Annotated in this window: 21 protein-coding genes and 1 pseudogene; 8 read left to right on the top strand and 14 right to left on the bottom strand. The window is 53.9% G+C overall.

Features of this window, described 5'->3' with window-relative positions; translation table 11 throughout:
- The 3 genes from ACTH5D_RS02875 to ACTH5D_RS02865 all read right to left on the bottom strand — a co-directional run bounded on the left by ACTH5D_RS02875 (position 1) and on the right by ACTH5D_RS02865 (position 1,952).
- On the bottom strand, positions 1-357 hold the full coding sequence (locus tag ACTH5D_RS02875; protein ID WP_441668186.1) for a hypothetical protein: 357 nt from the start codon (positions 355-357) through the stop codon (positions 1-3).
- On the bottom strand, positions 357-629 hold the full coding sequence (locus tag ACTH5D_RS02870) for an HU family DNA-binding protein (RefSeq protein WP_290825659.1): 273 nt from the start codon (positions 627-629) through the stop codon (positions 357-359). Before ACTH5D_RS02870 ends, ACTH5D_RS02875 begins: the two co-directional genes overlap by 1 nt.
- A 108-nt stretch (positions 630-737) precedes the next feature.
- On the bottom strand, positions 738-1,952 hold the full coding sequence (locus tag ACTH5D_RS02865) for an NAD(P)/FAD-dependent oxidoreductase (RefSeq protein WP_441668184.1): 1,215 nt from the start codon (positions 1,950-1,952) through the stop codon (positions 738-740).
- A gap of 146 nt (positions 1,953-2,098) precedes the next feature.
- Between ACTH5D_RS02865 and ACTH5D_RS02860 the strand changes: the two genes are divergently transcribed.
- The 6 genes from ACTH5D_RS02860 (at position 2,099) to ACTH5D_RS02835 (ending at position 7,353) form a co-directional block, all read left to right on the top strand.
- Positions 2,099-2,638, top strand: a complete 540-nt coding sequence (locus ACTH5D_RS02860) for a chorismate--pyruvate lyase family protein (RefSeq protein ID WP_441668214.1) — start codon at positions 2,099-2,101, stop codon at positions 2,636-2,638.
- 35 nt (positions 2,639-2,673) lie between these two features.
- On the top strand, positions 2,674-3,564 hold the full coding sequence (gene ubiA, locus ACTH5D_RS02855; RefSeq protein WP_441668182.1) for a 4-hydroxybenzoate octaprenyltransferase: 891 nt from the start codon (positions 2,674-2,676) through the stop codon (positions 3,562-3,564).
- 110 nt (positions 3,565-3,674) lie between these two features.
- Positions 3,675-4,364: a phosphate regulon transcriptional regulator PhoB gene (phoB, locus tag ACTH5D_RS02850; RefSeq protein WP_441668180.1), complete on the top strand. Its 690-nt coding sequence runs from the start codon at positions 3,675-3,677 to the stop codon at positions 4,362-4,364.
- A gap of 2 nt (positions 4,365-4,366) precedes the next feature.
- Positions 4,367-5,653 carry a phosphate regulon sensor histidine kinase PhoR gene (gene phoR, locus ACTH5D_RS02845; RefSeq protein WP_441668178.1) on the top strand — a complete coding sequence of 429 codons (1,287 nt, stop codon included), beginning with the start codon at positions 4,367-4,369 and terminating at the stop codon, positions 5,651-5,653.
- 303 nt (positions 5,654-5,956) lie between these two features.
- Positions 5,957-6,268: a hypothetical protein gene (locus ACTH5D_RS02840; protein ID WP_441668176.1), complete on the top strand. Its 312-nt coding sequence runs from the start codon at positions 5,957-5,959 to the stop codon at positions 6,266-6,268.
- A gap of 764 nt (positions 6,269-7,032) precedes the next feature.
- Positions 7,033-7,353, top strand: a complete 321-nt coding sequence (locus ACTH5D_RS02835) for a hypothetical protein (protein ID WP_441668174.1) — start codon at positions 7,033-7,035, stop codon at positions 7,351-7,353.
- A gap of 57 nt (positions 7,354-7,410) precedes the next feature.
- On the opposite strand, the gene cysZ is transcribed toward ACTH5D_RS02835, so the two are convergent.
- The 6 genes from cysZ to ACTH5D_RS02805 form a co-directional block, all read right to left on the bottom strand.
- Complete coding sequence (cysZ, locus tag ACTH5D_RS02830; RefSeq protein WP_441668172.1) at positions 7,411-8,142, bottom strand: sulfate transporter CysZ; 732 nt, start codon at positions 8,140-8,142, stop codon at positions 7,411-7,413.
- 76 nt (positions 8,143-8,218) lie between these two features.
- Positions 8,219-8,944, bottom strand: coding sequence for a phosphate signaling complex protein PhoU (gene phoU, locus ACTH5D_RS02825; RefSeq protein ID WP_441668170.1), 726 nt, complete (start codon positions 8,942-8,944; stop codon positions 8,219-8,221).
- A gap of 31 nt (positions 8,945-8,975) precedes the next feature.
- Complete coding sequence (gene pstB, locus ACTH5D_RS02820) at positions 8,976-9,791, bottom strand: phosphate ABC transporter ATP-binding protein PstB (protein ID WP_441668168.1); 816 nt, start codon at positions 9,789-9,791, stop codon at positions 8,976-8,978.
- Positions 9,785-11,200 carry a phosphate ABC transporter permease PstA gene (pstA, locus tag ACTH5D_RS02815; protein ID WP_441668212.1) on the bottom strand — a complete coding sequence of 472 codons (1,416 nt, stop codon included), beginning with the start codon at positions 11,198-11,200 and terminating at the stop codon, positions 9,785-9,787. The genes pstB and pstA overlap by 7 nt, the downstream gene beginning before the upstream one ends.
- 5 nt (positions 11,201-11,205) lie before the next feature.
- Positions 11,206-12,324 carry an ABC transporter permease subunit gene (locus tag ACTH5D_RS02810; protein ID WP_441668166.1) on the bottom strand — a complete coding sequence of 373 codons (1,119 nt, stop codon included), beginning with the start codon at positions 12,322-12,324 and terminating at the stop codon, positions 11,206-11,208.
- A gap of 101 nt (positions 12,325-12,425) precedes the next feature.
- Positions 12,426-13,319: a PstS family phosphate ABC transporter substrate-binding protein gene (locus ACTH5D_RS02805; RefSeq protein ID WP_441668210.1), complete on the bottom strand. Its 894-nt coding sequence runs from the start codon at positions 13,317-13,319 to the stop codon at positions 12,426-12,428.
- Positions 13,320-13,578: 259 nt separating this feature from the next.
- Here ACTH5D_RS02805 and ACTH5D_RS02800 point away from each other — a divergent pair, with 259 nt between their 5' ends.
- Complete coding sequence (locus tag ACTH5D_RS02800; protein ID WP_441668164.1) at positions 13,579-13,995, top strand: acyl-CoA thioesterase; 417 nt, start codon at positions 13,579-13,581, stop codon at positions 13,993-13,995.
- A gap of 146 nt (positions 13,996-14,141) precedes the next feature.
- Here ACTH5D_RS02800 and ACTH5D_RS02795 read toward each other — a convergent pair whose 3' ends face one another.
- The 3 genes from ACTH5D_RS02795 to hexR form a co-directional block, all read right to left on the bottom strand.
- Positions 14,142-15,236, bottom strand: coding sequence for a TRAP transporter substrate-binding protein (locus ACTH5D_RS02795; protein WP_441668162.1), 1,095 nt, complete (start codon positions 15,234-15,236; stop codon positions 14,142-14,144).
- Positions 15,237-15,367: 131 nt separating this feature from the next.
- Complete coding sequence (gene uvrD, locus ACTH5D_RS02790) at positions 15,368-17,566, bottom strand: DNA helicase II (RefSeq protein ID WP_441668208.1); 2,199 nt, start codon at positions 17,564-17,566, stop codon at positions 15,368-15,370.
- A gap of 95 nt (positions 17,567-17,661) precedes the next feature.
- Positions 17,662-18,516: a transcriptional regulator HexR gene (hexR, locus tag ACTH5D_RS02785; RefSeq protein ID WP_235040825.1), complete on the bottom strand. Its 855-nt coding sequence runs from the start codon at positions 18,514-18,516 to the stop codon at positions 17,662-17,664.
- Between the two features lie 348 nt (positions 18,517-18,864).
- Between hexR and ACTH5D_RS02780 the strand changes: the two genes are divergently transcribed.
- Positions 18,865-19,080: a PA3496 family putative envelope integrity protein gene (locus ACTH5D_RS02780; RefSeq protein WP_235040824.1), complete on the top strand. Its 216-nt coding sequence runs from the start codon at positions 18,865-18,867 to the stop codon at positions 19,078-19,080.
- 29 nt (positions 19,081-19,109) lie between these two features.
- Here the strand turns inward: ACTH5D_RS02780 and ACTH5D_RS02775 are convergent, their stop codons facing one another.
- Together ACTH5D_RS02775 and ACTH5D_RS02770 are read right to left on the bottom strand one after the other, a co-directional pair.
- Positions 19,110-20,453, bottom strand: coding sequence for a sodium-dependent transporter (locus ACTH5D_RS02775; RefSeq protein ID WP_441668159.1), 1,344 nt, complete (start codon positions 20,451-20,453; stop codon positions 19,110-19,112).
- Positions 20,454-20,622: 169 nt separating this feature from the next.
- Positions 20,623-20,794: pseudogene (locus ACTH5D_RS02770) on the bottom strand (DUF72 domain-containing protein); the annotation flags it as partial.

Genomic DNA, 20,794 nt, shown 5'->3' with positions numbered 1-20,794 from the left:
CTACAGATACTTGAGCAGTTTCTGCAGCTTGTTCATATCAGCAGAGTCGCCGACTAAGCGGACGTTTCCACTCATCATGCCATCAAGAAAGGACTGCTGTGTTGGCTTTTTGAGTACTTTCAAGGCGGTAGTCTGGTCGCGGAAACGCAGCTCAAGATCTAAGTCTACGGGCAGCCCTTTACCGGTACGGATGCTTTTCGGCGTCATCCGGTAGTGACGGGCAATACTTAGATCTTCGGTGGCTATCCCCCAATCCAGGCCGCGCATGCGTTCTAGCTGCTCACGAAAACGCGGCTTGCGGCGCAGGGCACGTTTGAGCATTAAGCCCAGTAGCCACAGCGTCAGCTTGAGCTTCATTAGGAAACGGCGTCTTTAAGCGCTTTACCTGGCTTAAAAGCGACGTTTTTGCTGGCCGGAATTTGCAGCGGTGCGCCGGTTTGTGGGTTTTTGCCTGTACGTGCTGCGCGCGAGCGTACAGTGAAAGTGCCAAAGCCGATTAGAGCGACATCTTCACCTTTGGCGACGCTGTTGGTGATTTCATCCAGAATAACATTTAGCACTTGGCCTGCTTTATCTTTAGACAGGTCGGCACTCTCAGCGATAGCAGCAGCGAGTTCAGGTTTGCGCATAAGGAATCTCCTTTTAATTAAATAATCGAACGAAAAGCAAATGCATGTTGTTGGGTGCGTCACCATAATAGGCTAGCTACTCTATCCTAGTTGGGAACGCGGCGAAAATCAGCTTAGCAGCGCAGGCGCTGCTCTGGAAAGCTCCACTTTCCTTCTCACGCAGCCGCCTGTCAACGCAAAACCAATCAAACGTCCGTCTTTATCTTCCGCCGAGGCACTGATATCGGCGCCTTCGCCTTCAATTCTCCAGCGCTCAGGGGGAGATGGAGCCGGATAGGCAACCACGGGTAATAACGGGGTTTTAACCACGACCGGCCATGCGCCAAAGCGCACGCGGGTGGGGGTGCCGGCCAGGGTGGCCGCAAGGGCTTTGGCACTGGCTTGCAGCGGCTGTACGTACATGGCATTCACCCCGTCGACGCAGGCGACATCGCCTAATGCATAGATATTGGGGTGCGATGTGCGCAGGTGGCGATCTACCACAATGCCGCTAGATGACACCGTTAACCCTGCTGCTTCGGCAAGTGCTGTGCGCGGTGCTAGGCCCGTCGCCATTAAAATGATGTCGGCGCTTAGTATGGAGCCATTATCTAAATGGAGCGCAATGTCATTGGCTTGGCGGAGCGCTATCGATTCAATTGTGCGTCCTAAATAAAGTCGGATACCCGCGTCGCTGAACGCATCACCTAAGGCGTGACCTAATGGCGGCGGTAACAGGCGCGCAAGTAGATTACCTTCGGGGGCAATGACGGACACTGAGTGGCCGCCGGCGTGAAGGTCGTTAGCGAACTCACAGCCGACTAGCCCGGCCCCTACAATGGCTACCCGTGAATGTCCGTGACTTAACGCCTGATGAAAGCGGCGATAGTCGTCCAAATCGTTGACCGTAAAACAGCGTGAAGCGACGCTAGGCTCGCTGCTAACAGGCACTCGAGGGGCCGCTCCGGTCGCTAACACTAATGTTTCATAACTCAGCCGCTCGTGCCCTGGCGCATTGCCTAAAAGCACTGACTGGTTATCCACATCCAGTGCGCTGACTGGGGTGTGGGTAACTACTCGGGCGTTTAGCTCTTCGCCAAGCTCTGCGGCGCTTCGCTGAGCTAATTTCTCGGGCGCTAACCCTTTACTAAAGCCGGTAGAAAGCAGGGGTTTGCTGTAATCATCGCCGCTGTCAGCGCTTATCAGCGTGATAGAGCGTGTGTCGCCCTGCCGTCGCAGTGCACGAGCAAGACCTATGCCTGCCATTCCCGTGCCAATAATCACCAGCGCAGCGTGAGAAGATAGCGGTGTCGCTGATGTTATCTGTGTATATGATGCGGGCATGCAGACATCCAAAAGGTCGCTAAAAGAGTTATTGAAAGAGTTCTTGAAAAAGCTGCTGAAACAAAAGCCTGTTAGAGCGTCATGTTACACTAGCTGCTCCCGTTATTGCCCTGGAGAACTCGGTGACACCACCCGCTGGCCGGCAAATGTATCTCTTTCCACGCTGGCGCCCCGTCCATGCGGCGCGTCCCGCGATGAGCTCTCCATGGTGGCAGTGGGTAGCCTCCACCGATTCGTTAACCGCTCGTTTAACAGCCGCAGGAGGCGACAAGCCTTTTCGGGTGCGTTTACTGCGCCAAGGTGTGGGGTGGCCGCTGCCCGATGAAGCCCAGGCACTGGGCATTGGCCCTAAACGCTATGCATGGTTGCGTGAAGTAGCGCTGTGTTTAGATGAAACGCCGTGGGTGGTCGCGCGCTCATTAGCGCCGTTGACACAGCTAAAAGGCCAGCGTTTAGATCGTTTGGGCGAGCGTTCGTTAGGCAGCTGGTTATTTCGCCAGCCAGACTTAGTGCGAGGGCCATTAGAGGCGACAACACAACGCCCGCCTTTTGCTAGCCTACATGGGGTCGAGCAGGACTGTAGCTGGGGACGGCGCTCGGTCTTTACGCATGACGGCCTGTCGTTATTGGTACAAGAGTACTTTTTGCGGGCAATGGCGGATGACCTTGATCTGCCTTCGCGCTAGGCTAACAGCCGCGTTTTCTTTTTCGTGAGGTAAGCATGGATCGTTCACTGTTGCGGCCGAAGGGATTGGCTCGCGTGGCAGACTTTTTACAGCTGATGCGCTTGGATCGGCCCATAGGCACGTGGCTATTAATGTGGCCAGCCCTTTGGGCGCTATGGATTGCCGCGCAGGGCGTACCGGGGCGCAATGTGCTGCTTATTTTTGTTGCCGGCGTTTACGCCATGCGTGCCGCAGGCTGCGTGGTGAATGACTATGCCGACCGTCATTTTGATGGGCATGTAAAGCGCACTAAAAATCGTCCTCTGGCCACCGGTCGTATTAGCGAAACCGAGGCCCAGCTGCTGTTTATCGCATTGATCGCTATAGCCTTCATTTTGGTGCTGCTAACCAATTGGTTCACGGTGGTGCTCTCGCTGGGTGGCGTGCTGTTAGCGATTATTTATCCGTTTATGAAGCGCTATACCCACCTTCCTCAGGTCGTGCTGGGCGCCGCTTTTGCCTGGGCGATCCCCATGGCATTTGGCGCTGTGCTGGGCTATGTGCCGCTGGAGGCTTGGCTATTATTTTTTGCTAATGTGGCTTGGACGGTGGCGTACGATACCCAATACGCCATGGTGGACCGCGACGATGATTTAAAAATCGGTATTAAATCGACAGCCGTGCTGTTTGGTAATGCGGACCGCGTCATTATCGCTTTATTACAAGTGGTGACATTACTGCTATTAGCATGGGTAGGGTGGCGAGTGGGTCTAGGCGGTTTTTTCTGGTTAGGGCTTGTAGGAATGGCAGCCACGTTTCTGCATCAGCAGCGGTTAATTTTTCATCGTGCCCGAGATGCGTGCTTTCAAGCGTTTCTCAACAATTTTTGGTCAGGTTTGTTTATTTTTGCCGGTATTGCGTTAAGTTGGTGGCCTGCGGCGGGCTAATAATCGCCGCTGTCATGTAACTGTCATCAAGTCATGGTGTTATCGTCATCGACATGTCATTGAGTTGTTCTCTTTGAACTAGCTCTCTTTGCACACCTTGAGGCTCTGCTATGACTGCCAAGACCGTTTTGATTGTCGATGATGAGGCGCCGATCCGCGAGATGATTGCGGTCGCGCTGGAAATGGCTGACTATCGCGTGCTCGAAGCGGATAACGCTCAGGATGCTCATGCTCTGATTGTCGACCACCAGCCTGATTTATTGTTGCTTGATTGGATGATGCCTGGCACCAACGGTATCGAGCTTGCCAGGCGCTTAAAGCGCGAAGAAGCCACCGCTGAGATCCCCATTATTATGCTGACCGCTAAAGGTGAAGAGGATAATAAGATTCAGGGACTTGAAGCCGGCGCCGATGACTATATCACCAAGCCTTTTTCACCTCGCGAGCTGGTGGCGCGGCTTAAAGCCGTTTTGCGTCGTGCAACGCCACGCGGTGTTGAAGATCCCGTAGAGGTTAATGGACTGCTGCTTGATCCGGTGAGCCATCGCGTCAGCACCGATGGTAAGGCGCTAGAGATGGGCCCAACGGAATATCGTCTGCTGCAGTTCTTTATGACGCACCAGGAGCGCGCTTACACGCGCAGTCAGCTGCTTGATCAAGTGTGGGGTGGCAACGTGTACGTTGAGGAGCGCACGGTAGATGTACATATTCGGCGGTTGCGTAAAGCGCTGGGCGAGACCCATCAAAATCTGATTCAAACGGTTCGGGGTACCGGTTACCGTTTCTCTTCACGGGTATAAATGTGCGCCTATGGAGCCGTGAACTGTGGCAACTGGCCTGGCTAGCCTCGCTGGGGACAAGCATTGGCTGGTTATTGGATGCAGCAGGGCTGGGGCTGGCTTCTGGCTTGGCAGTGTATCTGTTTTATCACTTGCGACAGCTGCGCGCGCTGTATCGATGGCTAACCCTTCAACCCCATGATGAACCTCCTGCTGCTCAGGGTATATGGGGCGAGCTGTTTGATCGTTTATACCGCTATCAAAAAAGTCAGCGCATTACGCAAAATCGGCTGCGCTCCACTTTGGCGCGTATTCAAGAGTCGTCAGAGGCGATGCGCGACAGCGTTGTAATGCTTGACCGCCATGGAGATCTAGAGTGGTGGAACAGCGCTGCAACCAAGATGCTAGGCCTGCAGACGGCCCACGACCGTGGCCAGCACATTACCAATTTACTCCGCGATCCAGGCTTTATAAGCTACTTCAACGCCCGCCACTATAGTGAGCCGCTAACGCTAACATCACCCATTGATGAGCGGTGCATTCTGCAGTACCAAATTACCCTGTACGGCGACGATGAGCGGCTAGTGATGGCGCGAGATATCACGCGTCTGCACCGTCTGGAGCAGATGCGCCGCGATTTTGTGGCCAATGTATCCCACGAGCTACGCACCCCTCTCACCGTGCTTTCCGGCTATTTAGAAACCTATGGCGATCTTGCCGAGCAGCTACCTCCGCGCTTAGGTAAAGGTATTCACCAAATGCAGGAGCAGACGCAGCGAATGCAGAATTTGGTCAATGATTTATTGCTGCTGTCCCGGTTAGAAATTGACCAAAGTGGTAAGGATCATCAGCCGTTGTCGCTGGGGCCTTTGCTACAGAGTGTTTGTGAGGATGCGCTAGCGCTATCGGATCAGCGGCATACCATCACCATTGCGCTTGATAGCAAGGCACGTCTGCTAGGAAGCGAGCAGGAAATGCGCAGCGCGATTTCTAATCTCGCGTTTAACGCTGTTCGCTATACGCCGCCTGGAAGCCATATCACGTTGCGCTGGCAAGATAGCCAAGCTGGCGGAGCCTGTATTGACGTTGAGGACAACGGCGAGGGAATTGATCCTGTGCACATCCCTCGGCTGACTGAACGCTTCTACCGCGTTGATAAGGGGCGTAGCACGACGACGGGTGGTACAGGTTTGGGCTTGGCAATTGTCAAACACGTGTTGCTACGCCATGATGCTCAGCTATTGATTGAATCTCACCCGGGTAAGGGGGCTTTATTCCGCTGTATATTCCCCGCTTCGCGCCTGAGCTAGCCTGAAATGCATGCTGCACAATATTTGTAGAAGTGTGCAATATTGGCATAAGAATTGGTAAAGCTTTGCTCATGTGTCATTTTTACACGCTATTTAAATGCGCTTCATCGCTAATTAAGATTTATTTTGTTATCTTTCTTTTATAAGAAATTGATAATTAATATTTTAATTTTATTATATTAGATTTTGGCATGCCTTCTGCTTTGAATATAAGTAAGTAGGAGAGATGACCGCAGGAATTGCTGGCTGAAATTAGCCTTTCTTTCTTAGTTAAGTGGTTTAAACAGCGATCGGAGGTGGAATATGATGTCCAAGGAATTACTCAAGAAAGCTGGCATTTTAGGTTTAACGTTTGGCTTGATGGCTAGCCCTCTAGCCTTCGCAGAATCTGAGCAAAGCACAGCTTTTGATCAGAACCAAGATATTACTGCGGATGATGAGGCAATGGATCCGCAGGGTACTCACACGGATACCGCCAGTGAGAAAAATCAGCACGATTTAACGCACGATGAAGGTGACGGCGTCAGCGATATGGAGCCAAGCTCTACTAGTAATTCAGATGATGCTAACTTTGATAGTACAGAAGAGTTGCCAGAAGAAAATAGCGGTATGTAATGACCGTATTGAAAGATAGTACTTAGAGAAAAATAGTACTTAGAGAAAGATAGTACTGAGAGTCTGTAAGGACTCTGCTATAAGGATGTTTTTAGATTCAAGGATGAATCGCTAGGAAATCAAAACGTTAGTGAGGGTAACATCCAAGGTTGGAGTCCCGCACAAGGATTGGAAGCTAACGTTAGCATTAGCTATCTGCAAGCTAGACATTAAGCCTCACCTCCGGTGGGGTTTAATTTTTTTGCTGTCTGCTGTTTTTCCTGCCGAGCTCTTCACCGCTGCTCGTTAAATATGGCCTGCTGACTGCACGCCTCGTTATTGATCATCGCTATGTTTTTCAGCTCAGCAACGCTGCTTTTTTCTATCGGTGTGTCAAAAAGGCATATGCAAACCTGCGCGTGTGACATTTGTACACAATAGTTTAGTGCGATTGTTATTTTTGCGTCATATTATTGTCCGTAATTCATGTGTTATATGCCATTGATTAATGGTGTTTTTGTAATATATGTTAGCTGTGGTATTCTTTATGCATGCTAAGGGGGAAAGAAGATGAACTAGTTAAAAAGTTTGCCATGAAGGCGCTTCTTCTTCCATGCCAGCAGTATAAACAGTTTCAGAAGTGTTAAATATTTTTATTTTTTTGGCATCCAGTATGCACTTCTAGCACGTACAATTAATTGAAAACGATAGCCGCTGTGAAGTAATGCGATAACGGTTACTTTTACTACTCGTTAGCGGTACGTAGCAGTAATGAGGAGAACGCCATGTTATTGAAAAAATTAAGCAATAAAGTCGCCATTATAGGCATTTCTTTCGGTTTGATTGCTAGCCCGTTGGCAATGGCTCACCCATCCATCGAGTTGAATAAAGATCGCGCAGTTGGTCAGGACGTCATCGATAAGCCACAGTCTCAAATGTCTGATGATGCTCAAGTATCCCCACGTGATCTAACGCGTGATGACGGTGATAGTCTTGATTTCTCTCCGTCTAGCAGTGCTGCTGATTCTGGCAAAAGCGCGCGTCGTGGTAACCAATACAGCCCGCAAGATCTGAACCGTGATGAAGGCGATAGCACTGACTGGTAGCCACTAAGTACGGTGACCGCTAGCGCCATAGACCCCGCTTCTGCGGGGTCTATGCGTTTAATTCGGGGTAATATCTCGAACGCCCCGATAGTGTTCGTCCCACATCAATACGGCACCTGCTACCGCACCTGGAAGTAGAAATAAATTGGCTAGTGGAATCCAGGTAATCAGGGTAATTAATCCGCCATAGGTCAGGCTTTGCCACCAACGCTTCGCGAGGCGATGGCGCATATCTTTAAAGGTTACCTTGTTGTTATCCATCGGGTAATCCAGATAGGTAATCGCCATGATCCAGGCTGAGAATAGTGCCCAGAGTAGTGGCGCAATCAAATTCAGGCCAGGAATCCAGCTGATGATAAATAGGCCGATCGCGCGAGGTAAAATATAGGCAAGTTTTACAAATTCTCGACCCACCGCATCGATAGCCGTTTGGGTAAGGTTGCGGTCATCAAGGGGCTCGCGGCCGGTTGCCTGTATCTCAACTTTAGCGGCCAAAAAGCCGTAAAAAGGCGCGGCAATGAAGCTGGTAATTAGCGTAAAGGTAAAAAACACGACGACGATCAGGCTAATCACAAACAGCGGCCAAATGAGCCACGACAGCCATTCAAGCCAGGTGGGTACCATGTCCATCCAATGCGCCAGCCAGCCATCAAAGCGCGAGAGCACAAAGCTAAGCATACTGATGTAGACGATGAGGTTGATTAGAATGGGCAAGAAAATATAGCGCCGCATACCCGGCTGATAAACACAGCGTGTACCTCGGCTAAGCGCAGTGACAGCATCCAGCATTAGGTGACTCCTCATGATTCAAACGTCCAGGCTGCCTGGCAACCTGGACGTATTGCAGGAGGAAACCCTAATCAGGTCAAGGCTTTTTTAACCCCTGCGGGTCTAGGCTGTCAGGGTTGCTGTGACGAATATCTAAGCCTTTGACTAGATAGACTACGTACTCCGCAAGATTGTCAGCATGATCGCCCACGCGCTCAAGCGCACGCAGTACCCACATGATACTCAGTACGGATGTAATCGAGCGTGAATCCTCCATCATGAACGTCATTAATGAACGCATAGCGCTGCTGTACTCATCATCTACCAGCTCGTCTTCACGCACTACCTGCATAGCGAGATCCGTATCAAAGCGAGCAAAGGCGGTTAGCGCATCGCGCAGCATTTTACGCACGTGCTCGCTAATGTGTCGCACTTCCACTAGCCCACGAATGGTGCTGGTGCTTTCACTTAACAGCAGCGCGTTACGGGCAATTTTGCTGGCCTCATCGCCAATGCGTTCCAGGTCAGAGGTAGCGCGAATAACCGCAAGCACCAGCCGCAAATCGGATGCTGCCGGCTGCCGGCGGGCCAGTACGCGCGTACATTCGTCGTCAATTTGCAGCTGCAGGGCGTTCACCTGGCGATCATTGTCGCGTACTTGCTCTGCCAAGCGGGTATCGCCTTCCAAAAGAGCAAAGACGGCATCTTGCACCTGCTTTTCTACCAAGCCGCCCATCGCCATCAGGTGGGTTTTAAGCTCTTCCAGCTCCTGATTGAACTGGCGGGAGATATGCTGGCTGTGGGTATCGCTTGTAATATCCATGGACCACTCCTGATGTCTTCGTCGATAAGGCCTAGGTGACGCGGCCGGTGATGTAGTTCTCGGTACGTTGCAAACGGGGATTGGTGAATACCCGGTCAGTGGGCCCGTATTCAATCAGCTCGCCTTGATGCAAAAAGGCGGTGTAGTCCGATACCCGCGCCGCCTGCTGCATATTGTGAGTAACCAGCACCAAGGTTAGCTCTGACTTGAGATTGCGAATTAACTCCTCAATTTTGAGCGTCGAAATGGGATCTAGTGCCGATGCGGGTTCATCAAGCAGCAGTACGTCGGGTTTTACCGCTAAGGTGCGGGCAATCACTAAGCGCTGCTGCTGGCCACCGGAAAGCTGCCAGGCAGAGCGATGTAGACGGTCTTTCACCTCATCCCACAGCGCCGCAGAGGTTAGCGCCCACTCAATAATGTCGTCACGCTTGCGCTTGGGCAGGCGCTGCTGCAAACGTAAGCCAAAGGCAACGTTTTCATAAATCGACATGGGAAAGGGGTTGGGCGTTTGAAATACCATCCCGACACGTCGACGCAGCTCGGTCACATTCACCTGAGGACCATGAATATCTTGGCCTTCCAGCACAATTTGGCCGCTGTGGCTCACCGCTTCATTAAGATCATGCAGCCGATTGATGGCTCTTAATAACGTCGATTTACCGCACCCCGAGGGGCCGATAAAGGCCGTGACACGATGACGAGGAATGCTCAGCGTTAGATCATGCAGCGCCACTTTCCCCGCATAGGCAAGGCTAAGATGATCAATGCTCAGACAGCAGTGCTCTGGTGAAAAATGCGTGACCGGTGGCTGAGAGGTATTAACTGAATGTAATGGCGCTAGCATTCGCTTCCCCGTTGACGCCTAAGATAATGACGCAGAAATATGGCAGTTAGATTAAGCACCAGCACAATTAACACCAGCAGCAGCGCGGTGGCGTACACCAGCGGTATGGCGGCTTGCACATCGTCGCCGTGAAAAGCGGTATCAAATAAATGATAGCCAAGGTGCATGAACTTGCGCTCTAAATGCAGATAGGGAAACTCACCGTCTACCGGCATCTGTGGCGCTAATTTAGCGACGCCCACCAGCATCAGCGGTGCCACTTCACCCGCTGCGCGGGCAATGGCTAAAATCATGCCTGTTAGCATGGCGGGGGCCGCCATGGGCAGCACGATGCGGGTCAGCATTTCCAGGCGCGTAGCGCCCAGCGCCACGGCGCCTTCTCGCTGAGCCTCAGGAATGCGTGCCAGCCCCTCTTCGGTTGCAACAATCACGACCGGCAGAGTGAGCAATGCGAGCGTTAGAGAGGCCCATAGTAGGCCGCCAGTACCAAAGGTGGAGGAAGGCAAGGTATCACTGAAGAACCATTCGTCCAGCGAACCGCCAATTCCATACACAAACACGCCTAAACCAAAGACGCCGTACACAATGGACGGTACGCCCGCAAGATTACGGACGCCAATGCGGACAAATCGAGTAAGCCGCCCTTGGTGGGCAATCTCATTAAGGTAGATGGCCGCCAGTACACCAAACGGCGTGACGATGAGCGACATTAAGATCACCATCAGGACGGTGCCAAAAATCGCTGGCCATACGCCGCCGCCGGTATTCGCGGCACGCGGGCCCTCACTCAAGAAGCGCCATACGGATTGGCTCCAAGCGAGCGTTTTCTGTCGCCATGTCATGGCATTGGGGGCTTGGGCGCTGGCCACGTTGGCCAGAGGCTGTTGCACGGCTTGGCCACTGGCTGTAATAAGCAGTAGCTGGCTATCCGGACGTTGGCTAACCGGCAGCGCTAACAGCGACGTTAACTGCTGCCAGGCGGCGTCCCCCTCCCAGCGCTGATCGTGTTGCTCAATAGCCACTAAGCGGCCGATAAAGTCATCCCAGGGGCTGCGCTCTAAGCGAATCAGGTCCGCGGGCTGGGCTTGCATGGCAATGTCGTCAATCGCGACCCAGCGCCAGCGCGCGTCCTCAATATCACGATTGCCGGTGAAGTATAGGCGCTCGTCCCCTGGCTGCTGGGGTAGCGCCACTTCGCGTACGGCTTGGCCCGCAAATGTTTCACCTGAGCGCAGCGTGACTTCCTCTAGCGTGGCGGGCCAGAAATGCCCTAGCCCACGAACCAGCAGCAGTGTCAGTAGCGCCCCTAACATCAGAAGCGAAAGCGCAACGCTTGCCGCGCAGAGCCAAGGCCAAAGACCATCCAGCCAGTGACGGCGGCGGCGCGAAGGTGCACTACCCGTCGGCATACCGGTCATGGCATGCTTCCCAGCTGGCGGTAACGACGCCGCAAGCGATGGCGGACAACCTCTGCCAAGGTGTTAACTAAAAAGGTGAAGATAAACAATACGAGTGCTGCCAAAATCAGTAGATGATACGTCTGGGTACCCGGCGCGGCTTCGGGCAGTTCTATGGCGATCGCGGCGGACATGGAGCGCATCCCTTCAAACGGATTGGCGCTCAACAGCGCGGTATTGCCGCTTGCCATCAGCACTATCATCGTTTCGCCCACGGCTCTGCCCGCACCAATCATCACTGCCGAGAAAATGCCGGGGCCCGCTGCCGTCAGCGCCACTTTCCACAGTGCCTGCCAGCGGCTAGCGCCTAGCGCCTGGGCGCCCTCAATCAAGGTTTTTGGCACATCGGCCAGCGCATCTTCCGCCAATGAGTAAATACTGGGAATGACCGCAAAGCCCATGGCGATGCCCACGATCAGCGCGTTGCGAGTAGCGTAGTCCATTCCAAAGCGCTGATAGAGCAGCTGGCGTAAATCGCCGCCAAGCCAATGCTGCTCTATCCAAGGGGTGAGCCATAGCGCTGCTGCCACCATTAACGCAAGCCAGGGAACTAACCAAAGCCCAGCCCAGGACAGCGGTAGACGGCGGCACAAGCGTGCTTTAGCCAAATGCCAGCAGAAACCCGCTAGCCCTGCGCTTAGCGGAAGCCAAATCATCATGACCAGCGCACTCGCCAGATGGCGCTCTACCCAAGGTGCCAAGATGAGCCCGGCGATAAAGCCCACCACCACGCCGGGAATTGCTTCCATCATTTCTAGCGTAGGCTTAATACGGCTGCGCAAACGCGCGGACATAAAGAGCGCCGAGTAGATGGCCGCCCCCAGGGCGACGGGGATCGCAAACAATAGCGCCGACAGCGCGGCTTTCAACGTGCCCCAGGCAAGCGGCGTCAGCGTTGTTAACGCTAAGGCATCGCCAATCGCCAAGAGCGGCAGGGTTTCCCATACCAAAAAAATACCGATAGCGAGTATCGCGAGCAGTACGCCGACACCGCCAGCGGTAATTAATCCTGTTGCCACGCGATCTTGCAGCAGACGCAGCGGCTGGCGGGACGTCGTTAACCGAGGAGAGGTCATGTCGTTATCATTGGCAAACCGGGGCGCGCACAGCACGGATCCTTCCGCATAAAATGTCTCCTCACCTTAAGGTATGTTGATGACAGTTTAATGACAGTTGCTTACCACATCCGCTGAGCTTCTAACGTGCTTGTGGCTAACGCCACAAACCCAGAGGCGCGGGCAATTTGCTGGCCCTCATCAGACATAATGAGCGCTAGCAATGCTTGCTCCGCGGGGGGGAGGTTCTCACTAGGCGGTAGATTAACGTAGAGGTAGAGGTCGCGCGACAGCGGGTAGTCGCCACGCTGTATGGCGTCCTCACTAGGAGGAATCGCGACGCCATTGTCGTTGTACAGGCTTAACGCGTGAACCGCGGGCGTCAGGTGGTTATATCCCGCGTAGCCCATGGCATTGGCTGATTCGCCCACGGCCGCGACGACGGCCGATGAACCGGGATGTTCACTGATATCATTGCGAAAGTCACCGCCGCATAAGGCCCGCTCTTGAAATAGCCCGTGGGTGCCTGACGCCAAATTGCGCCCGTGTAGTGCGATACTCCCAAACGACCAGTCCCATGTTGAAGGAAGCTGATCCCAGCGCCTTATCGGTGCCTCTGCGCCGCAGGCCAGCGAGGTTGAGAAGATCGCATCGACTTGGCGGCGAGTGAGAGCACGTAGCGGGTTATGGCGGTGCACGACAATGATAAGCGCATCGCGAGCGATTTTTAATTCCAGTGGCGGATAGCCATAGCGCTGGGTAAAATTATCGCGTTCGTCTTCGGTCATCGGGCGAGACATGGGGCCCAGCCGCGTCGTACCAGCCGTCAGCGCCGTTGGTGCACTGGCCGAGCCGCCCGCCTGAAACTGCAGGGTTACATCCGGGTAGCGGTTCGTGAGCGTTTCGCCCCAGCGGAGCATCAGGCCCGCCATAGTGTCGGAGCCTACGGCGCCCAACGTACCGCTAACCGGGGATGGCTGCGCCCACGCAAACGGGCTCACCAGCAGTAGCGTCATGGCCACCCAGCGCAGCAAAGTGTGGAGCCTAGGTGGCTGAGCGCCCTGGTCATTCAACGGCGTCTGTGAAAAAGTACGCAGCGAAGTATGTGAAACACTCGATAAGAGAGTATGCAAACGGGTATTCAAACGGGCGTCCTCTTATGATTAACTGAATCCCTTTGATCGTATTGCGATGCAGCAACGGCTTTCGTCAGAGCGCCTGAGCGCGGTGCTGGTAACAAGGGTTACAACAATAAACTGATTAAGCGGCAAATTAATGACTCTTTTGGAAACGGATTTGGACGACGTGCCCGCCCCCAAAGGGCAGCTTACTTTAAAATTAGTGGCCTCACGTCAAGATACCAATCTTTATGGCGATATACCCGGTGGTTGGCTGGTCAATCAAATGGATCAGGCGGCCGAACTGGCGGCCGGGCGTGAAGCAGGCGGGCGCACAGCGACCGTGGCAATTGAAGCCATGGACTTTTTAAGCCCGGTGCGCGTTGGCTCAATGATCAGCGTCTATACCCAGGTGCAAGAGATCGGCCACAGCTCGATTAAGATCGACGTAGAAGTATGGGTGCGTCCGCCTCATGGACAGCGGATTGAAGAGCGCCAAAAAGTCACGGAAGCGCGTTTTGTGATGGTGGCACTAGACGACAACGGTCGTATCCGAGCGGTACATAGCGACTAGTTAGTTTGCCAAACGCCTTTCTTAATGGCGTTATTCAAGAGGCCGTATCGCCGATAGAAAAAGGGCACCAAGTGCGCCCTTTTGTCGTGCTTGCCCCTTACGTGCTGGGCAATGTGTTAAGTATCTGTTTAACAAGCACCCGTTTATTAGGCACCAACGCTATCGCGGCTCTTCAGGTAGGCGTATTCACCCACGTCAGTATACGGACGCAGCACTTTCAGGAACGCTGAGTAAGACTCATAAACCTGACGGGATTCTTCGTCGTTATCTATCTGGTGCTGGATGACTTCCTGTGAGGAAGCATAGAGCGCTTCCATTACATCATCAGGGAAAGTACGTAGCTGGACGCCGTGCTCGTCTACTAATGTTTCGAGCGCCTGGGCATTGCGATAGGCAAATTCGCTGTTCATCGCCATGTTTGATGCCCGCGCCGCTTCGCGAATGACGTCCTGTAGGTCTTCCGGCAGCGCATTCCACGCATCCAGATTGACGGTGCCTTCCAGTACCGCCGTTGGCTCGTTCCACACCGAGGTGTAATAGTAGTCAGCGACTTGATGCAGGCCGAAGGCCATATCGTTGTAGGGGCCTACCCAGTCAGCGGCATCCAGCACGCCGGTTTGCAGCGAGGTGAAAATCTCTGAGCCCGCCATGTTAACGGTGCTGACGCCAATGGCATTCATGGCTTCACCGGCAAGGCCTGGCAAGCGTAACTTCAGCCCCTGCATGTCTGCCAGCGAGTGGATTTCTTTTTTGAACCAGCCGGCCATCTGCGCACCGGTATTCCCTACTGGGAACGGCTTGAGATTGTGTTTGCCATAGATTTCATCCCACAGCTCTTGACCGCCGCCGTGATACAGCCAAGCGTTCATTTCAGTGGTGGTCATGCCGAACGGTACGGCGGTAAAAAACTGCGAAGCCGCCACCTTTCCGCGCCAGTAATAAGAGGCAGAGTGACCCATTTCAGCGGTGCCCGCAGCGACGGCATCAAACACTTCCAGCGCGGGCACTAGCTCGCCTGCGCCGTGAACGCGGATCTGCATGCGGCCATTAGAAAGCTGTTCAACGCGGCGAGCGAAATCGTTCGCGCCAGTACCCAGGGCAGGAAAGTTTTTTGGCCATGAGGTGACCATGTCCCAGGTGTAGGTGTCTTGAGCGCGTGCGCTTGCTGTAGTGACAAAGGGGGCAGCAGCGACACCGGCAGCACCTATGCCGACGGTCTTGAGAAAGTTACGGCGTTGCATGGCGGGTAAGTCTCCGGAAATTATATGATTTTTTTGTCAACACGCAAACGCGCGCAGTGTCCGTCCGCCAGTATGCGCTAAGCGGGTTTTAATCGGCAAGCCATAGAGCGCAACGCTCATTCGTTAACCGTTTAAAGCGGGGTTAGCTTGGCAAAGCCAAGTACCAGCCACTTAACGCCTTCACCGTCAAAGCTGACCTGCACGCGGGCACGGGCACCTTCGCCTTCCGCATTCAGAATCACTCCTTCGCCAAAGACGGGGTGTGCTACTCCTTGGCCGACGTGCAGGCTGGGAATATCGCCGCTGCTTTCGATACTTTGCTGAGCAAAGGAGCTGCGCGAGGCGGTGACCGGGCGTGAAATGTGCCCGCGTAGGCGTACTTCTTCGAGCAGGTGCGGCGGCAGTTCGCGTAAGAAGCGCGAGGGGCGTGGAAAGACTTCTTTGCCGTGCAGGCGGCGGGTTTCGGCGTGGGTCAGATAGAGTTTTTGCATGGCGCGAGTGACACCGACGTAGCATAGCCTGCGCTCCTCTTCGAGCCTGCCCGGCTCTTCAAGCGACATTTTGTGCGGGAACAGGCCTTCCTCGACACCGGCAATAAATACCACGGGGAATTCGAGGCCTTTAGCGGAATGTAGCGTCATTAGCTGTACGCTGTCTTCAAATTCTTCGGCTTCGTGGTCGCCTGCATTGAGGGCGGCTTCTGAAAGAAACGCTTCCAGTGCCGCCATGCCTTCACCCGCTTCGGGCGCTTCGAAAACATCACCTTGGGTAAAGGCGCGGGCAGCCGTGACCAGTTCCTCTAAGTTCTCTACTCGGGCTTGGCCTTTCTCACCGCGCTCACTTTTGTGATGCTCAATCAAGCCGGTATGCACCGTCACATGATCGATAATTTCGTGCAGCGCCATGCCAGCGACATCGTTATCGAGCTGTTCAATCAGGTTGGTGAAGGTTTGCACCGCATTGGCCGCTCGGCCTTTTAGCGAACCATCATTTATTGCATCATGCAGCGCCTGCCACAGCGGAACGCTTTGCTCACGCGCGCGCAGGCGAACAATCTCAACGGTGCGTGTGCCAATGCCGCGAGTAGGCACATTGATCACACGCTCTAATGACGCGTCGTCATCGCGGTTGAGCATCAGGCGTAGGTAAGCCAGGGCGTTTTTGATTTCAAGACGTTCATAAAAGCGATGGCCGCCATAAATACGGTACGGCATGCCTTGGCGAATCAGCGTTTCTTCGAGCAATCGCGACTGGGCATTGGAGCGGTAAAGAATCGCGATGTCACGGCGATTAAAGCCTTCGTCGACCTTCTCTTTGATCGTGTCGACGATATAGCGGGCCTCTTCCAGATCGTTAAACCCGGCGTAGATCGAGATGGGCTCGCCTTCAATGCCGTCAGTCCACAGGTTTTTCCCCATCCGCTCGCTGTTGTTACTGATCAGCGTGTTGGCGGCTTCTAGAATCGCACTGGTGGAGCGATAGTTTTGCTCAAGACGCACGGTATGGGTTTGCGGGAACTCCTGCTCAAAGCGGCTGATATTCTCCACCTTGGCACCACGCCACCCGTAAATTGACTGGTCGTCATCACCGACGGCGGTCATTGGCGTTTTCATACCGGTGAGCAATTTTAGCCAAGCGTACTGCAGAGTGTTGGTATCCTGAAATTCATCTACCAATATGTGACCAAAGCGCTCCTGATAGTGATTTAACAGCGCCGGATTATCGCGCAATAGTTCTAGGCTTCGCAGCAGCAGCTCACCAAAATCGACCAGGCCACCGCGCTCGCAGGTTAGCTGATAGCGCTCATAAAGCTCGACCATCTGCCCCATATAGGCATCGCCATCGACATTAACCTGATGAGGACGCAGCCCTTCTTCCTTACAGCCGGAAATAAAGTGCTGTACTTGGCGGGGCGGATAGCGTTCAACGTCGACCGAATAATCTTTCAGCAGTCGCTTAACCAGGCGCAGCTGATCGTCAGAGTCGATGATTTGGAAGTGCTGCGGCAGCTTTGCGTCTTGCCAGTGGGTGCGCAGCAGACGGTGGGCGATAGAGTGGAAGGTGCCGACCCACACATGGCGCAACGAAATGCCTTGCAACGCCTCAAGACGCGTACGCATCTCTTTAGCGGCTTTATTGGTAAACGTCACCGCTAACAGCGCGTAGGGCGAAAGCCCTTCCGCCTGCATTAACCAGGCAATGCGATGTACCAGCACGCGGGTTTTCCCGGAGCCAGCACCTGCGAGTACCAGCAGGTTGCCTTGAGGGGCGCTCACTGCCTCGCGCTGGGCGGAGTTGAGCTGATCGAGAATCGCCGTGACGTCGTCCATAGTAGCCGCTGCCGGATAAAAAATAGGCGGCCAGTTTAGCACAGCCTATCCACTGGCTGTGTATACAGTGATGGCCGCTTATTTTATTTTAAGCACTAAGACTCTTCAGGAAAGCGCAGAGTGTTGAGGCTCTTCTTGACGGCTTTGAGCTGTTCGGCGAGTTTCGGGCCGCGGGTTTTGGCGACTCCCACGGCGAGCACATCGATTAACACCAGATGAGCAATACGCGAGCTAAGCGGCGTGTAGATCTCGGTGTCCTCGTGGACGTCGATATACAGCGGCAGGCTCACCTCCTCTGCGAGTGGCGAGCCGCTGGGGCACAGGCCAATCACCGTGGCGCCCGCTTCGCGAGCCAAACGAACGCTGGCCACTAACGCCTTGGTTCGCCCTGTTTGTGAAATCGCTACCACTACATCGCCATCGTTTAAGGTTACCGCGGACATGTTCTGCATGTGCGGGTCGGCGTAAGCAGAGGTCGAGATTTGCAGGCGGAAGAACTTGTGCTGAGCATCAAACGCCACTGCGCCAGAAGCACCAAAACCGTAAAACTCCACCCGGTTGGCCATGGCGAGGGCATTAACGGCGCGGCCGAGAGCTTCGTTATCCAACCGGTCGCGAACGGACAGCAGTGTGCCCACGGTTGAATCAAAGATGCTGTGCGAAAATTCGGCCACCGAGTCGCTGTCATTCATGGAAAATTGTGCGAACTGGCTACCGCTGGCCAGCATTTGCGCCATCTGTAGCTTGAAATCCTGAAAGCCGTTGCAGCCCAGCGCCCGGCAAAAGCGCACCACGGTGGGTTCGCTGACCTTCGCTTCGGTGGCTAAATCCACAATGCGCATGTGGATAACCTCTTCTGGGTTGCGCAGTACAAACCGCGCCACTTTCTGCTCGGAGCGGCGAAAGTGCTCCATGCGGCGTCTCATCTCATCGAACAGGGCGCGACTCACATTCAGCTCCTTGGCTCTCCGGCACACTGGATATCTCAGCACGACGGGGCTATCCAGACGTGTTGACATCCAATATGCACTGCGCTGCGTTTGCAGCATTAGATTCGTGCGGCTTAAGTCTTTGCCATAGTATGCCTGACCGATAGCGTAAACGGGGAAGGAAAGCGATATAGAGGTGAGTGTTTAATGTCCGTTAGGCGATTTTTTTTAGATTAGTCATCATTTTGTCAAGTAGGTTATAGTAAGAAGTGAAGTGCTGCACTGCATCGTCTTGGCGATTGTGTGAAGAAAAGCGCTCGCCATGGGTGCAGGTGAACGACAGCATATTCACCTGGAGAAACGTCGATTATGAGAAACGTCGAACGCATCACCTCGGTTAAAAGCGAACTGCTTGATATTTTAATGAGTATGCAGGTGGACGAGCATGCTCAGCGCCAGCGAAGCGCTGCCCAGCGTAGCTTAAGGGCGCGGCGGGGTATTGAGCTGCATCGTGAATTTCAGAAATTATCGCGGGATATCGCCCCCTTGCCCGATGAAGAGCGGCAAGAGAGCGAATTGCACTGAGGCTAGAGTAAGCCCCAGGGCGGTGGCGGCTAAATAAGCCCTGTCACGAAGACAATAACGACGCCTGCGGGCGCTACATAGCGCGCGATGATGTTCCACACGCTGATGCCGGTGGCTGACAGCCCAAGCTCGGCTTCTACGCTTTCGCGTTTAAAGCACCATGCGACAAACACTATGGCGCCGAGGCCGGTTAGCGGCAGCAATACTTTGCTGGTAAAGGTATCCAGGAAGTCAAAAATGTTGAGGCCAAACAGCAGTACGTCGGACCACACATTAAATGACAGCAGCGCCGCGACGCCCAGCAGCCAAACCGCAATACCGCTCACCAGTGTCGCCATTACGCGAGAAAGCGAAGTGCGCTCTTCGAGCATTTCAACGGCCGGCTCAAGCAGCGAAATCGCCGAGGTAAGCGCCGCAAAGGTTAATAGCAGAAAGAACATCAGGCCTAAAATCGTGCCGCCTGCCATATTGCCAAACGCCAGCGGTAGCGTGACAAAGATCAAGCCAGGCCCTTCGCCTGCGCCTAAGCCATTGGCAAAGACGATCGGGAAGATGGCTAATCCCGCCAGTAGGGCGATAGTGGTATCCAGAATAATGACCGTACGCGCGGTGCTGATCAGATTAACGTCTTCACCCAGGTAGGAGCCGTAAGCCATCATAATTCCCATACCTAGCGACAGAGTGAAGAATGCTTGCCCCATCGCAGCCAGCACAACACCGCCCGTTAGCGCACTCCAGTCAGGCCGGAACATAAAGGTCAGCGCCTCGCCAAAATAGCCGCTTGCCACGCCGTAGCCCACCAGTATCAGCATCAGCACAATAAGCGCTGGCATCATGAGGCGGGCTGCGCTTTCCAGCCCTTTCGTTACCCCACGAGCCACAATTCCAACGACTAATAGCATAAAGGCCGAGTGCCAAAGCAATAGCGTGGACGGGCTGGCTAGCATGCCTCCAAACAGCTCACCAATACTGTCGGCATCTTGGCCATTAAAGGTGCCAATCACGGAACCTAGCGTGTAGTTCAACGACCAGCCACCGATGACGCTGTAAAACGATAGAATCAAAAAGGCGGCTAATACACCGCTGGCGCCTACTAATGCCCATGCGGATGATTGGCCGTTCTGTTTAGCTAAATCAGCCATGGTGTTGATGGGGTTTTTTTGGCCGCGCCGGCCAATCATCCATTCCGCCACTAGAATCGGCAGGCCCACTAACGCAACACACGCTAGATAAACCAATACAAACGCCGCGCCGCCGCTTTCGCCCGTCATATACGAGAAACGCCAGATGTTTCCCAGGCCTACCGCTGATCCTGCGGCAGCCAGCACAAAGCCCATACGAGATGACCATTGTGCATGTGCAAGTTTCGCCATACATCACCCATTAAGTCGATTGTTGTGTAAGCACTGAAGGTAAGCAGTAAGTCTGCGCTGAGCGCTAGTTTTCGGAAAATTGAGCCATACCCAGCGCCATTTTCCGAAAGTAACCGCAATTTATCTGATCAATAGCCAGCATGCCAGTTAGCTGACCTAAAAAAGTGGTCTAAAACAGCTGGCTTTGCTTCTCGCCAGCAAAAGGAGCAAGCGGAGGTAGCGGCGTTATTTCTCCCAGTGCGTTATACAACCAACGCGCCAGGTGAGGAGACTCTCGGTTATCCGCAGTATGCACAAATAAGAAAGGGGTTTTCCCCTGACTTATCCACAGCTTTAGGCGG

The sequence above is a fragment of the Halomonas sp. genome (genome assembly GCF_052095695.1).
Classification (GTDB): Bacteria; Pseudomonadota; Gammaproteobacteria; order Pseudomonadales; family Halomonadaceae; genus Vreelandella.
This window is presented reverse-complemented; position numbering and strand designations above follow the sequence as displayed.

Coding starts and splice junctions, on each gene's coding strand:
- ACTH5D_RS02875 (WP_441668186.1), bottom strand. CDS start 357: ATGAAGCTCAAGCTGACGCTGTGGCTACTGGGCTTAATGCTCAAACGT.
- ACTH5D_RS02870 (WP_290825659.1), bottom strand. CDS start 629: ATGCGCAAACCTGAACTCGCTGCTGCTATCGCTGAGAGTGCCGACCTG.
- ACTH5D_RS02865 (WP_441668184.1), bottom strand. CDS start 1,952: ATGCCCGCATCATATACACAGATAACATCAGCGACACCGCTATCTTCT.
- ACTH5D_RS02860 (WP_441668214.1), top strand. CDS start 2,099: ATGTATCTCTTTCCACGCTGGCGCCCCGTCCATGCGGCGCGTCCCGCG.
- ubiA (WP_441668182.1), top strand. CDS start 2,674: ATGGATCGTTCACTGTTGCGGCCGAAGGGATTGGCTCGCGTGGCAGAC.
- phoB (WP_441668180.1), top strand. CDS start 3,675: ATGACTGCCAAGACCGTTTTGATTGTCGATGATGAGGCGCCGATCCGC.
- ACTH5D_RS02840 (WP_441668176.1), top strand. CDS start 5,957: ATGATGTCCAAGGAATTACTCAAGAAAGCTGGCATTTTAGGTTTAACG.
- ACTH5D_RS02835 (WP_441668174.1), top strand. CDS start 7,033: ATGTTATTGAAAAAATTAAGCAATAAAGTCGCCATTATAGGCATTTCT.
- cysZ (WP_441668172.1), bottom strand. CDS start 8,142: ATGCTGGATGCTGTCACTGCGCTTAGCCGAGGTACACGCTGTGTTTAT.
- phoU (WP_441668170.1), bottom strand. CDS start 8,944: ATGGATATTACAAGCGATACCCACAGCCAGCATATCTCCCGCCAGTTC.
- pstB (WP_441668168.1), bottom strand. CDS start 9,791: ATGCTAGCGCCATTACATTCAGTTAATACCTCTCAGCCACCGGTCACG.
- pstA (WP_441668212.1), bottom strand. CDS start 11,200: ATGCCGACGGGTAGTGCACCTTCGCGCCGCCGCCGTCACTGGCTGGAT.
- ACTH5D_RS02810 (WP_441668166.1), bottom strand. CDS start 12,324: ATGACCTCTCCTCGGTTAACGACGTCCCGCCAGCCGCTGCGTCTGCTG.
- ACTH5D_RS02805 (WP_441668210.1), bottom strand. CDS start 13,319: ATGACGCTACTGCTGGTGAGCCCGTTTGCGTGGGCGCAGCCATCCCCG.
- ACTH5D_RS02800 (WP_441668164.1), top strand. CDS start 13,579: ATGACTCTTTTGGAAACGGATTTGGACGACGTGCCCGCCCCCAAAGGG.
- ACTH5D_RS02795 (WP_441668162.1), bottom strand. CDS start 15,236: ATGCAACGCCGTAACTTTCTCAAGACCGTCGGCATAGGTGCTGCCGGT.
- uvrD (WP_441668208.1), bottom strand. CDS start 17,566: ATGGACGACGTCACGGCGATTCTCGATCAGCTCAACTCCGCCCAGCGC.
- ACTH5D_RS02780 (WP_235040824.1), top strand. CDS start 18,865: ATGAGAAACGTCGAACGCATCACCTCGGTTAAAAGCGAACTGCTTGAT.
- ACTH5D_RS02775 (WP_441668159.1), bottom strand. CDS start 20,453: ATGGCGAAACTTGCACATGCACAATGGTCATCTCGTATGGGCTTTGTG.